Genomic DNA, 13,740 nt, shown 5'->3' with positions numbered 1-13,740 from the left:
ATGGCTTTAGCACAAGAACGTAAAAATGAAATTATCAATGAATTCAAAACTCACGAGAATGATACTGGTTCTCCAGAGGTTCAAGTTGCTGTCCTTACTGAGGAAATTAATACATTGAATAACCACTTGCGTACACACAAGAAGGATCACCATTCACGCCGTGGTCTATTAAAAATGGTAGGTAAACGTCGTAATTTATTGAACTATCTTCGTAACAAAGATGTTGCGCGTTATCGTGAACTAATCAATCGATTAGGATTACGTCGATAAACAGTTGTGAAGCGGGAGTTATCCCGCTTTTTCTGTATGCAAAAAAATAATAGAATGTGTGATTAAATCATGAGGTATTGGGAAAATACTATAATAATGAAAGTCTTACCGTTACATATACGACAAACAATGCTAAAATAATAAATATACAGGAATATGTTTGGTTTTTGAGAGGAGAACGATAATGACAGATGACAAAAAAGTTTTTTCAACGGAAATAGCAGGACAGACGTTCCGTGTGGAAATTGGAGAATTGGCAAAACAAGCAAATGGAGCATGTATGGTGCATTACGGTGATACGGCCGTTTTAGCAACAGCAACCGCCTCTAAAGAAGCGAAGGACCTGCCGTTCTTTCCATTAACAGTGAATTATGAAGAGCGTTTATACGCCGTTGGTAAGATCCCAGGAGGTTTTATTAAAAGAGAAGGTCGTCCAAGCGAGAAAGCAGTCTTAACCTCCCGCTTGATTGACCGCCCAATTCGACCATTGTTTCCCGATGGGTTTCGTAATGAAGTACAAGTAATCAGTACGGTTATGAGTGTGGATCAGAATTTACCATCTGAAATCGCCGCTATGATAGGTTCCTCGATCGCACTAAGTGTTTCTGATATACCTTTTGCCGGTCCAATAGCTGGTGTGGTAGTCGGCAGAGTCGATGGGAAATTTGTGATTAATCCGACCTTAGAAGAACGGGAAAAAAGCGATATTGACCTTACCGTTGCGGGTACTAAGGACGCAATTAATATGGTAGAGGCTGGTGCTGAAGAAGTTCCAGAAGAAATTATGTTAGAAGCGATTATGTTTGGACATGAGGAAATAAAACGCTTGATCACTTTCCAAGAAGAGATCATAGCAGAATTACAAATTGCCAAAATGGATATCGACTTATTTGAGCTGGATCAAGATATTACGGCAGAAGTAGAAAACAAAGTCGCATCCACATTGGTTGAGGCGATTCAAGTGCAAGAAAAGCATGCGAGAGATGTGGCGATTGACCAAGTGAAAAAAGATCTGCTTGCTTCCTATGAAGAAGCTGAAGCTGATGAAGAAACAATCAAACAAGTGAAAAACGTGCTTGATAAAATGGTAAAAGAGGAAGTACGTCGATTAATTACAAAAGAAAAGATTCGTCCTGATGGTCGTAAAATAGATGAAATCCGACCACTATCTTCTCGAATTGGAGTATTGCCACGTACGCACGGTTCTGGCTTATTCACACGTGGTCAGACTCAGGCATTAAGTATTTGTACCTTAGGGGCACTTGGTGATGTTCAAATTCTTGATGGTTTGGATGCAGAAGAGTCTAAGCGTTTTATGCACCACTATAACTTTCCATCTTTTAGTGTGGGAGAAACTGGACCTATCCGTGGACCAGGTCGTCGTGAGATCGGACACGGTGCTTTAGGCGAAAGAGCATTGGAGAAAGTAGTTCCGGATGAGAAAACCTTCCCTTATACGATTCGTTTAGTATCCGAGGTATTGGAATCGAATGGTTCCACATCACAAGCGAGTATTTGTGCGAGTACTTTAGCGATGATGGATGCAGGTGTGCCGATTAAGGCGCCGGTAGCAGGGATTGCTATGGGGCTTGTGAAATCCGGAGAAGATTACACCATCCTAAGTGATATCCAGGGTATGGAAGACTTCCTAGGGGATATGGACTTCAAAGTGGCAGGTACGGCGCAAGGTGTAACCGCCTTGCAGATGGATATCAAAATCGAAGGGTTGTCTCGTGAAATTTTAGCCGAAGCTTTAACGCAAGCGAAAAAAGGCAGAATGCACATCCTTTCCCATATGATGGATACCATTAAAGAACCGAAACAAGAACTTTCTGATTATGCACCAAAAATCCTAACGATGGATATTAAACCAGATAAGATTCGAGATGTGATCGGACCGAGCGGAAAGCAGATCAACCAAATTATTGAGGAAACCGGTGTTAAAATCGATATCGAACAAGATGGACATGTCTTTATTTCATCTACAGATACCGACATGAATAATAAAGCCAAGAAGTTAATTGAGGATATTGTTCGCGAAGTAGAGCCAGGACAAATGTACCTTGGAACCGTGAAGCGCATTGAGAAATTTGGAGCTTTTGTTGAATTATTTAAGGGTAAAGAAGGACTGGTACACATTTCCGAACTTGCAGAGGAGCGCATCGGCAAAGTGGAAGATGTGGTATCCATCGGTGATCAAATCATGGTAAAAGTGAAAGAAATAGATAGACAAGGCCGGATTAACCTATCAAGAAAGGCCGTTTTAGTAGAACAGAAACAGGATAACTAAGCAAAGAAGCTGGACAACCAGTTTCTTTTTTCTTTGTTAGAAGATGTTCAAAAAGACCAACAAAAATGACGCATCGAATTTCTGCGTTGGCGATATAGGAACTTCTACTAAGATCGCCCACGTCCTGTAGGCAACGCAGAAGTCAACACATCCTGCGTGAGTCCGTTCCTCACGTATGAAAAGCATACGTTCCGGTACCGGGAGACTGCGCCGCCTTGAACTTTCGACGTACAGGACGTACTAGTGTCGGCGTTGCAACAAATGGGTTCGGTGGGGCGAGTAATCGCAGTCCCAGGACGCCTGAGGTTTTAGCCAACGAGGCCCTATTTATCGGCATTTTTGAACACGCACTGTTAGGCAAATCCACACGAAAACCATGGACATCACTGATGACCAAAACCATATTGATAAGGTTGTTTGGTTACAGTTTGCAAATCTTATCAGGTCTTGAAAGAAGGTAGAGACCTTCACAATCTGATAAATGATCAAGTTATAGATATTTATATAAAACGATAGGGGGATATGCATTGCTTCATCGTAAAGAGTGCCATAATGGCATGCGCATTGTTTTGGAAGAAGAATCAACTGTTCGTTCGGTGACCATTGGCATCTGGGTGAAAACTGGCTCCAGAAATGAAACAGCAACCCAAAATGGCATATCTCATTTTATTGAGCATATGCTGTTTAAAGGAACCGTTACTTATACACCACAACAGATTGCGGAAGCGTTTGACAGTGTCGGTGGAGAGATTAACGCCTTCACATCAAAAGAATATACCTGTTTTTATGCCAAAGTACTAGATCAACACAAAGAGATGGCAGTAAACATCCTTGCCGATATGTTATTGAACTCGACCTTTGACAAGGAAGAAATGGAAAGAGAAAAACAAGTAGTACTAGAAGAAATCAATATGACAGAAGATACTCCTGATGATATCATTCATGATTATCTGGCAGAAGCAGCTTATCAGAACCATTCCTTAGCAAAGCCAATCCTTGGATCGAAACAGATCGTTAATCATTTTACACAAGATCAATTATTTCAATATGTAAATAAACATTATACTGCAGAACATATTGTCGTTTCGATTGTTGGGAATGTGCATGCGTCTTTTATGGATATGGTGGAGGAAAAATTAACCTTCTCTGTGTCTGGTAATAAACCACAACAGGAATCACCACCGAGCTTTTGTCCTAGTCATACCACGCTGCATAAAGATATCGAACAGGCTCACCTATGTATCGGGTTTGAAGGCTTAGCGGCCACGGATAAAAATATCTATCCAATGATGATCGTTAACAACGTGCTAGGTGGCAGTATGAGCTCACGTTTGTTCCAGGAAATCAGAGAAAAGTCTGGATTAGCTTATGCTATTTACTCTTATCATAGTACGTTTGTAGATAGCGGAATGCTGACTATTTATGCCGGTACTGCCCGTGATCAGTTAAACGTGGTAGAAGAAAAGCTGTATACGATTATGGATCAACTGCAAAGACATGGATTCACAGAAAAAGAGTGGACCAATAGCAAGGAACAATTAAAAGGGCTGTATATTCTAGGCTTGGAAAGCACCAACAGTAAGATGAGCATGAATGCAAGGAATGAGTTGCTGCAAGAAGACCATCGTTCTTTGGATGAGATCATCGAGCAAATCGAACAGGTTCAACTGTCAGATGCAGAAGAAATCATTCAAGGATTGACAAGAGATCGGGCAGCTCAAGCAGTCATTTCTCCTAAATAGTTTAAGAGAGGGGAATACCATTGCGATTCTATGATTTGAGCAATAAAGAGTTAATCGATTTAACATCTGGTTCTAGACTGGGAGTGTTAGGTCAAACGGATCTTGAAATTGATGAAAAGACTGGCCAAATTATTTCGTTTACGATCCCGCAATATCGAATGTTTGGCCTGCGTAAGACAGAAGTATATTCCAGAATTGAATGGAAGCAAATCAGAAAAGTCGGCGAGGATATGATTATAGTAGAGACCGAAAAGGTATAACTGACGAGGCAGTATTGCTTCGTCTTTTTTTATAAGATAAGAAAGTATAGAATTCTGAGTATGATAGGATGTGGACCGATTTTGATCTTGAACGAATGGTGGTACCGATAAGCTAGATGATGTAAAGTAGCCCACTTTCCTTAGTGGTGGGTTTGATCGTTTTATCTGTGCAAAGCAAGCGCTCCGGGAATAGGTTCCGCTTTCCATGGGGCCGGCTTCAGCTAACTAAAAAGAAGAGCACTTTTTAGTGGATCTTCAGCACGTCCTGCGATGCACAGGACGTGCAAGTGCAGACGTTGCAACAGGACGTTGCGATTTTAGCCTGTAAACCATTTTCAAGTCTCCGCATATTCCCTCCGCTAGATTGGAGTACTACAATGGTTATCACTGCAAGGAGAAAGCATTCTAGGTACCTAGACACTGTTGTAACAAAAGAAAAAAATCGTCAACTGATTCTTCAACTGTGTAATGGATCATGCTACAAAATGGCTCCTTCATTTTATAAAAGCCATAATGTATGATCGAATCGTTCTCAGAAAAAGGTTATGTGGTTTTCTTATTGGCAGAAATATAGTGTCTGGAACGCTTCATCTTCGCAGCCATTCGATTGTAGTACTATTTCCGGAGCGTTTCCTAGCACTGACAAACAATCAACTTTGCTACATGGAATAATGGAACTAGATACTTTACATCATCCATCTTATCGGCAGTTCAGTGGCTGGTCGGTAAAGGACCGGGCGAATTTTGCCCGGTTTTCTTTTATTTGTGAAACATCTATTTTCGGCTACAATAGATGTTTAAATGGTTTTTATCTGGAAATAGAAGACATTACCTGAAAATAATGTCACGATAACATAATTCGGATAAAATGCGCTCATGATCCGTTTCTATCATGAAAAGTTACTACCGTTTCTGGCTTAGCAACAAAGGACTAATGGGGTTCCTCGTTTTTTTGTACATATGTTGATGAAAAGTATGGATTTTATTACCCTAAACTTAAAAATCCAGGGCATTCGCTCAAAAATACAAAATAGGATATTTTCTTATAAAATAGGGGTATTTGCCTCTTCACTTCTGTATAACCAGTAACATATGATACTTTTAGGTAGAGAGGTTGGTGAAGGAATAAATGAATAAAGCAAAACAATTGGCGATAATTGGCGGTGATGCGAGGTATATACCGCTGATCCATACGTTAAATAGAGAAGAAGACATTCAAATCCAATTGTTAGGATTTGAGCAAGTGGAACAAAGCTATACCCAGGCTATGAAAACAGAGTTAAACAATTTGGACACAAGTCATTTAAACGGTGTTGTATTACCCATCACAGGGATTGACGAACAAGGTAAGGTAGAAGCTGTTTTTACTGATCAGACGATCCAGTTGACAGAAGAATGGTTTCAGTCATTACCAAATGACTGTGTCATATTTACGGGTATTTCCAACCCTACACTGGATCAATTTACACAAAACGCCGGTTTAACCCTCATCGAATTAATGAACCGGGATGAAGTAGCGATATATAACTCGATTCCTACAGCAGAAGGGGCCATCATGCTGGCCATTCAACATACGAATGTGACGATTCACCATGCGAATGTATATATATTTGGTTATGGCCGCGTAGGGGAGACCACGGCACAGTGCTTTGCAGGACTTGGTGCAAAAGTATCTGTCGTCACAAAAGATGATGCTGACCTTGCCCGTGTTTATGAGAAAGGGTGGGAAGGGTATAGCTTAAAAGAGGTTGGATCAAAGATTGCAGAATGTCAGATTTTGATTAACACGATTCCAAGTAAGGTAGTGACACAATCTATACTCCAGCAAATGAACAGTCAGGCGATTATCATAGATCTTGCTTCTAAACCAGGTGGAATTGACTTCGATTGTGCCGACGCGATTGGTTTGAAGACTATTCATGCTCTCGGCTTGCCGGGAATGGTTGCCCCAAAAACTGCTGGAGAAATCCTTGCCACACAAGTCAGCAAGTTACTGAAATCAGTAAAACAGTAACACTTCTCTTTGGTGGTCATATACTGAGATTAGGAAAATAGCCTAATTTATTTTGTATATACGGCAAGGAGGTTGTTTGATGGAATTACAAGGAAAGAAGATCGGATTTGGTTTAACCGGCTCTCATTGTACGTATGAAGCTGTTTATCCACAAATGGAAAAGCTGAAAGAGATGGGGGCAGAAATTGTGCCCGTTGTCTCTCATACGTTTCAATCTACCGATAGTAAATTTGGTAAGGCTGCAGACCATATGCAACGCGTTCGCGAAATAACCGGAAGAGAACCTATCCAATCCATTGTGGATGCAGAGCCGCTAGGTCCGATTGAGCCGCTAGATGTTATGGTTTTAGCCCCTTTAACAGGCAATTCAATGAGTCGTCTGGCAAATGCTATTACTGATGGTCCCGTGTTAATGGCAACAAAGGCGACGATTCGTAATGGTAACCCCGTTGTCATTGGTGTCTCTACTAATGATGCATTAGGGTTAAACGGGGTAAACCTTATGCGTTTAATGGCAACGAAATTAATGTATTTTGTACCCTTTGGCCAAGATGACCCTGTGAAAAAACCGAATTCAATGGTCTCAGATATGCGCTTGATTCCGGAGACAGTTCAACACGCACTAGAATATAAACAAATTCAACCGGTAATTATTGAAAGAGCGAAGTAATTATGATCTAATAATGAAAGACAGGTACCTTTTATGTTATGATAAAAACAGACTCGTATCATAGTGGGTTTTTTGCGATTTGCTGAGAGATAATCGTCAGCAGCGAAATGATGCCAACAAATATACACCAATCATTGAAGTAAATGGAAGGGGACAGGAAACATGACTTTTGAAAAAAAATATAATGTAGCAGTAGTAGGTGCTACTGGTGCTGTAGGGGTAAAAATGCTAGAAACATTAGACCAGAAGAACTTTCCAATTGAAGAATTATCTCTTCTATCCTCGAAAAGGTCTGCTGGAAAAGAAATTACATTTCAAGGCAACACATATACAGTACAAGAGGCAACGCCTGACAGCTTTGAAGGGGTAGATATAGCTTTATTCTCCGCAGGCGGCTCTGTTTCAAAAGCGCTAGCTCCAGAGGCTGTAAAACGTGGTGCTGTCGTAGTCGATAATACAAGCGCCTTTCGCATGGATCCAGATGTGCCATTAGTGGTACCGGAAGTGAATGAAGAAGACATTTCCCAACATAAAGGGATCATTGCCAACCCAAACTGTTCTACGATTCAAATGGTAGCATCTTTGAAACCGGTGCAAGAGCAGTTTGGATTAGCAAGGGTGCTCGTTTCTACTTATCAAGCTGTATCTGGTGCTGGAAACGAAGCCGTAGATGAATTAAGAGAACAGTCACAAGCATTTCTTAATGGCGAGGATTTGAAAGCAGAATTGCTGCCAGTATCCGGCGAGAAACAACACTATCCAATTGCTTTTAATGCCTTACCGCAAATCGATGTATTCCAAGATAATGGCTATACCTTTGAAGAAATGAAAATGATTAATGAAACCAAAAAAATCATGCATGATGAGGCAATTCACGTTGCTGCTACTTGTGTGAGATTACCATTCTTTACCTCACATGCAGAAAGTATATATGTTGAAGTAGATCAGGACGACATTACAGTTGAACAAATGAAAGAGGCAATTAGTCAGGCAGATGGTGTTGTATTAGAAGATGATCCAGTAAATCAAGTGTATCCGACACCACTTGGATCGGCTGGCAAGAGCGAAGTATTTGTTGGTCGCATTCGGAAAGATTTAGATAAAGACAGAGGATTTCATTTGTGGGTAGTTTCCGATAATCTATTAAAAGGAGCTGCGTGGAACTCTGTTCAAATCGCAGAATCGTTAATAAAAAACAATTGGTTAAGTAAATAAATGAGGTGGAATCATGCGAGTATTGGTTCAGAAATTTGGCGGAACCTCAGTCAAAGATAAGGAATCACGAAAATCTGCCATAAAACAAGTAAAAAAAGCCTTAGAGGAAAATGACAAGGTAGTAGTGGTGGTTTCCGCAATGGGAAGATATCCCGATCCCTATGCAACAGATACGTTATACTCTTTGATTGAGGGGAGATTGTCTCTTTTATCGAATAAAGAGAAAGATATATTACTTTCAGCCGGTGAAACAATTTCCGCAACAGTATTCTCGCATGATTTATTAGCAAATGATATTCAATCTGTTGCGATAACAGGTGGAGAAGCAGGTATCATTACTACAAGCAACTTTTCTAATGCACAAATCAAATCGATCGATACCAAACACATGCTTGATTTATTAGCCTATCACCAGGTGGTTGTAGTAGCGGGTTTTCAAGGTAGAACAGAAAATCATGAAATCACCACGATTGGCAGAGGCGGAAGCGATACCTCTGCCACGGCTTTAGCCGTTGCCCTCCAGGCGGAGTGTGTAGATATTTTTACAGATGTGGCAGGAATTATGACAGCAGATCCGAGAATGGTATCAAAAGCGCAAAAAATTGAATCGATTTCTTATACAGAAATTTGTAATTTGGCCTATCAAGGGGCAAAAGTCATTCATCCCCGTGCAGTGGAAATTGCTATGCAGGCAAATATCCCGATCAGAGTGCGTTCTACTAGCGAAGAAGATGAAGGAACATTGATTACGAATATCCCGGAAAGCCCGCACGGTGGCAATGTTTATGATCGATTGGCAACAGGAATTGCGTATGTTAATCAAATAACGCAAATTAAGATTGAAAAAGTACAGAAACCTGAAGAACTCCATGTGAACGTCTTTAAGGCGATGGCAGAGGCGGGCATATCGGTAGATTTCATTAATATTTCTCCCAATGGTGTCGTATATACCATTTTTGAAAGAGATGAACCGTTAGCTTTACAAGTATTGGAACAAATGGGTGTTGTGCCAACCGTAACTAGAAATTGTGCGAAAGTATCGATTGTCGGAGCTGGTATGTCCGGTGTGCCGGGTGTAACCTCAGAGATAGTACAGACGCTAACTGCACAACGAATACAAATATTACAATCAGCTGATAGTCATCGAACAATTTGGGTATTAATCCACAATGAATACTTAGAGAAGGCGTTAAATGGATTGCATGAAAGATTTCAATTAGATTGATCATTACTATTGATAAAAGGGTTATTTCATGGCATAATTAGTTTGCTATTTTACATGAAATGCAAGTTTCCAACAGATGGATGTTGCGATATTCGCTGCGTCATTGTGATGGGACTTTTTGAATCATTTTGTAAAGTGATCAAGACAAAATAACGACTATCAACTTTGGCAAGGGGCACAGGAAGGAGCTGGTGACATTATGTTTTTTGGGCACTTATTAACAGCAATGGTGACACCTTTTGATGAAAAAAATCGTATAGACTTTGATATTACCACACAATTAATCGAGCACTTACTTGATAACGGTACAGATGGTCTGGTTGTGGCTGGTACGACAGGAGAGTCGCCCACCTTGAGTCATGAGGAGAAAATCTCCTTATTTAAGCATGTCTTACAAGTGGTAGATGGGCGTGTGCCTATCATTGCTGGAACAGGGAATAATAATACACAAGAATCGATAGCACTTACGAAAGAGGCAGAACAGCTTGGCGTGGACGCAGCATTAATTGTTTCACCATATTATAATAAACCGAATCAAGAAGGACTGCTGCAACATTTTTCTGCCATTGCTAATCAAACCACATTGCCCATTATGCTTTATAACATTCCGTCTCGGGCAGTGGTAAAGCTTAATGTAGAGACAGTGGTTGCATTATCTGAAGTGGATAATGTTGTCTCGGTTAAAGATTCTACTGGTGATTTAGATGCACTTGCTTCCATTATTGAGCAAACATCAGATGATTTTACCGTATATAGCGGGGATGATTCCATGACCCTGCCTATTCAATCGATTGGTGGTGCGGGTGTGGTGTCTGTCTCTTCCCATGTTGTAGGGAAGCAAATGAAAGAAATGATCCATTTATTTGAGCAAGGGAATGTAAAAGAAGCGGCGACACGACATCGTCAATTGTTACCCATTATGCGTGCCCTTTTTATGGCGCCTTCTCCCTCACCTGTGAAATCGGCATTACGGTATCAACAAATTAACGTAGGCTCTGTGCGATTACCGCTCGTTCCTTTATCCCCTTTCGAAGAACAGAACTTATTTCGAGTACTTGATTCTTTTGAATAAAGAGGATTGCCAATAACCTAAAGCATTCGTATTCATATCGATTGTACAACATAACATATTTTCTAGGTAAAGAGATATTGCAAAAGCAGTATCTCTTTTTTGAAAGATAAAGTATAACATTCTTAGTATTAGGAACGGGCTGGAGTTTTCTGGTTTTTCTTATTGTTTAGACGACTATATACTTTGGGGATTTGGGCTCGTTATGGTCATCATCCGTTCTACTATTCAAAATCAAAACCATTCCAATATATATTATAGTTCCTTATGTATGTCTAATTGACGTAATAAAAAATGCTGTGTAAAGATTTTGTAAATTGCTTTGAAATAGCTAAAACAATGTGATATTCTCATTGAGATAATTCAATATTGAATTATCGGAATAAAGGAAAAATAACAGGTAACGAGACCAAGAGCAAATACATACTAGTTATTTAAAGGGGTCACGCCTAGCCATTTTTATATTTCATAAGGAAGGGAAAATGACTATATGGATAATCAAACGGAAAATAAAACCAAAAGAAAACCCTCCTTCCGAACTTTATTGGAAATTCTTATTGTTTCCACAAGATTAGGATTCACATCCTTTGGAGGTCCCATTGCCCATTTAGGCTATTTCCATGAGGAATATATTCGGAGAAGAAAATGGATGGATGAAAAAGGGTATGCGGATTTAGTGGCACTGGCTCAATTTCTTCCCGGTCCTGCAAGTAGTCAAGTGGGCATTGGTATTGGTATTGCGCGTGGTGGAATTTTGGGAGGAATCGCCTCATTTCTGGGATTTACTATACCTTCTGTTATTGCTCTTATGATGTTTGCTTTGATTTTGCAAGGACTTGATGTTGGAGAAGCAGGGTGGATACAAGGACTTAAACTGGTGGCCGTGGCCATTGTCGCACATGCTATTTTAGGAATGGCACAAAAATTAACACCAGATCTAAGCCGAAAAACCATCGCTTTATTAGCATTAGTCGTTACACTATTATGGCAAACCATCTATTCTCAAGTAATTATTATTTTGTTATCTGCATTGATTGGGTATCTGATTTATAAACAACATCATATTCAAGAAGACCACAGAAGCACTCCTTTTCTAATTTCTAAAAAAATTGGAGCATTTTGCTTGGTGATGTTCATTGGATTGCTATTTTTATTACCGTTCTTGAGAGAAATCACTTCTGTTCAATGGGTTGCCATGTTTGATAGTTTTTATCGCTCAGGATCATTGGTTTTTGGTGGTGGACATGTTGTATTACCATTACTGGAACGAGAATTTGTTCCAACTGGTTGGTTAAACCAAGAAGCCTTTCTTGCAGGATATGGAGCAACACAAGCCGTTCCGGGTCCTTTATTTACCTTCTCTGCTTATTTAGGGACAGTTATAAATGGATGGGAAGGGGGATTAATAGCAACAGCCGCTATTTTTTTACCTGCATTTCTTCTGATTTTAGGAACGCTTCCTTTTTGGGATTCCTTACGACGTAATCCTAAAATCAAAGGGGCATTGATGGGAGTAAATGCAGCCGTCGTCGGTATCTTGATCGCCGCATTCTATCAACCCATTTGGACTAGTGCTATTATAGAACCAATTGATTTTGCATTCGCTGCTGTATTGTTTAGTATGTTGGTTTACTTTAAACTGCCACCTTGGATAATTGTTATAGTTGGAGCAGCAGGTGGTATACTACTTTCGCTATTATAAAAAAGATTCAGTACATATTGCATTTTTCTTTGTCTTTATGGTGGTAAAAAGAACGTCACTTTGACATTCATTGAATGAAAAATTCTCGCTCGTTCATACTAAGTAACATCTAATGCAGGAAGAGAGGGAATAGGAATGAATGAGCAACAACCAGAAACAAAGGACAAAGATACATCATCATCGCTTGTTGAAAAAATTCAGCAGTTAGGTCAATCAACCGTTCCGGCAGCGCCAGATTCGAATATCCATGTACTTTCGATCATCGGACAGGTAGAGGGGCATGTGCAATTACCACCACAAAATAAAACAACAAAATATGAACATTTAATCCCTCAGCTGGTGGCTATCGAACAAAATCCAAAGATTGAAGGACTAATGGTGATTTTAAATACCGTAGGAGGAGATGTAGAAGCAGGTCTTGCTTTATCAGAAATGATTGCATCTTTATCAAAACCAACCGTTTCTGTCGTATTAGGCGGTGGGCATTCGATCGGAATTCCGATTGCTACAGCTGCGGATTATTCATTTATCGCTCCATCTGCCACCATGACGATTCATCCGATTCGTTTAACTGGCTTAGTCATTGGAGTGCCTCAAACATTTGAATATATTGATAAAATGCAGGATCGAGTGATTCAATTTGTGATTACTCACTCGAATATCAAAGAGGATAAATTGAAGGAATTAATGTTTGAAAAAGGGAATTTAACAAGAGATATTGGCACGAATGTGGTAGGAGAAGACGCAGTGAAGTATGGAATGATTAATGAAGTAGGTGGAATTAGTGGTGCCATGGCGAAACTTAATGAATTGATGCAACAACGACAAGATACACAGGAGTTGATTCAATAATGTTATATACGCCACTAAGTTATGAAGAGATTGATGATACCAAGCATGCATATGAAGACTTTCAGTTGATGCGTTTCCAAGGCAGGGATTGTTGTGTGCAAAAACTTGCCAACGGAGATATCCGCATTGTCCAATTGCTATCAACCAACCCAAACGACTACCTTATTGAATCATTAACCCCAGGCACCATCATCAAATAAGACTTTCCACCGATGATGCTTAGCAAGGCGAGCAGTAAAAAACGCAGCAACCCGCTGCGTTTTTTTTTGCTGAATCGAGAAAGCATACCTTTTCCTATATTCTACTACTCTTCCGCTACTTCCTGCACTCAGAACCTTTAAGCTTTGCGAAACCTATTTGCAAAAGCAATCCAACATACTGAGAAAAGGAAAGAGGAATCTTTTGCATCATCCAAGTAATTAGCAGTGTAT

Annotated in this window: 13 protein-coding genes; all 13 read left to right on the top strand. The window is 40.0% G+C overall.

Features of this window, described 5'->3' with window-relative positions; translation table 11 throughout:
* The 13 genes from rpsO (at position 1) to BN6556_RS17110 (ending at position 13,509) form a co-directional block, all read left to right on the top strand.
* Positions 1-270 carry a 30S ribosomal protein S15 gene (rpsO, locus tag BN6556_RS17165; RefSeq protein ID WP_066193735.1) on the top strand — a complete coding sequence of 90 codons (270 nt, stop codon included), beginning with the start codon at positions 1-3 and terminating at the stop codon, positions 268-270.
* A 184-nt stretch (positions 271-454) separates the two neighbouring features.
* Positions 455-2,560 (top strand): polyribonucleotide nucleotidyltransferase, encoded by a 2,106-nt coding sequence (gene pnp, locus BN6556_RS17160; RefSeq protein ID WP_066193732.1) that lies wholly within the window; start codon positions 455-457, stop codon positions 2,558-2,560.
* Positions 2,561-2,775: 215 nt separating this feature from the next.
* A complete protein-coding gene (locus BN6556_RS21985; RefSeq protein WP_130859995.1) occupies positions 2,776-3,021 on the top strand; it encodes a hypothetical protein in 246 nt (81 codons plus the stop codon).
* Between the two features lie 66 nt (positions 3,022-3,087).
* Positions 3,088-4,302, top strand: a complete 1,215-nt coding sequence (locus BN6556_RS17155; RefSeq protein ID WP_235817546.1) for a M16 family metallopeptidase — start codon at positions 3,088-3,090, stop codon at positions 4,300-4,302.
* A gap of 20 nt (positions 4,303-4,322) precedes the next feature.
* Complete coding sequence (locus BN6556_RS17150; protein WP_066193729.1) at positions 4,323-4,562, top strand: YlmC/YmxH family sporulation protein; 240 nt, start codon at positions 4,323-4,325, stop codon at positions 4,560-4,562.
* A 1,129-nt stretch (positions 4,563-5,691) separates the two neighbouring features.
* Positions 5,692-6,576: a dipicolinic acid synthetase subunit A gene (gene dpaA / locus BN6556_RS17145; protein WP_066193727.1), complete on the top strand. Its 885-nt coding sequence runs from the start codon at positions 5,692-5,694 to the stop codon at positions 6,574-6,576.
* Positions 6,577-6,655: 79 nt separating this feature from the next.
* Positions 6,656-7,246, top strand: a complete 591-nt coding sequence (locus BN6556_RS17140) for a dipicolinate synthase subunit B (protein ID WP_066193725.1) — start codon at positions 6,656-6,658, stop codon at positions 7,244-7,246.
* 162 nt (positions 7,247-7,408) lie between these two features.
* Entirely contained in the window at positions 7,409-8,461 is a 1,053-nt protein-coding gene (locus BN6556_RS17135; protein ID WP_066193722.1) for an aspartate-semialdehyde dehydrogenase, read from the top strand.
* Positions 8,462-8,474: 13 nt separating this feature from the next.
* Positions 8,475-9,686 (top strand): aspartate kinase, encoded by a 1,212-nt coding sequence (dapG, locus tag BN6556_RS17130; protein WP_066193720.1) that lies wholly within the window; start codon positions 8,475-8,477, stop codon positions 9,684-9,686.
* Positions 9,687-9,882: 196 nt separating this feature from the next.
* Entirely contained in the window at positions 9,883-10,758 is an 876-nt protein-coding gene (gene dapA, locus BN6556_RS17125) for a 4-hydroxy-tetrahydrodipicolinate synthase (RefSeq protein WP_066193715.1), read from the top strand.
* A gap of 487 nt (positions 10,759-11,245) precedes the next feature.
* Positions 11,246-12,457 (top strand): chromate transporter, encoded by a 1,212-nt coding sequence (locus tag BN6556_RS17120; RefSeq protein WP_066193711.1) that lies wholly within the window; start codon positions 11,246-11,248, stop codon positions 12,455-12,457.
* Between the two features lie 135 nt (positions 12,458-12,592).
* Positions 12,593-13,309, top strand: a complete 717-nt coding sequence (locus tag BN6556_RS17115) for a ClpP family protease (RefSeq protein ID WP_066193707.1) — start codon at positions 12,593-12,595, stop codon at positions 13,307-13,309.
* The gene (locus tag BN6556_RS17110; protein WP_235817544.1) at positions 13,309-13,509 is read left to right on the top strand and encodes a YlzJ-like family protein; all 201 of its coding nucleotides are present in this window, start codon (positions 13,309-13,311) and stop codon (positions 13,507-13,509) included. The genes BN6556_RS17115 and BN6556_RS17110 overlap by 1 nt, the downstream gene beginning before the upstream one ends.
* The last annotated feature ends 231 nt before the right edge of the window (positions 13,510-13,740 follow it).

It is taken from the genome of Gracilibacillus timonensis, from assembly GCF_900086715.1.
Lineage (GTDB): Bacteria > Bacillota > Bacilli > Bacillales > Amphibacillaceae > Gracilibacillus > Gracilibacillus timonensis.
The sequence above is the reverse complement of the archived record's forward strand: the minus strand, read 5'-3'. Positions and strand labels throughout refer to the sequence as shown.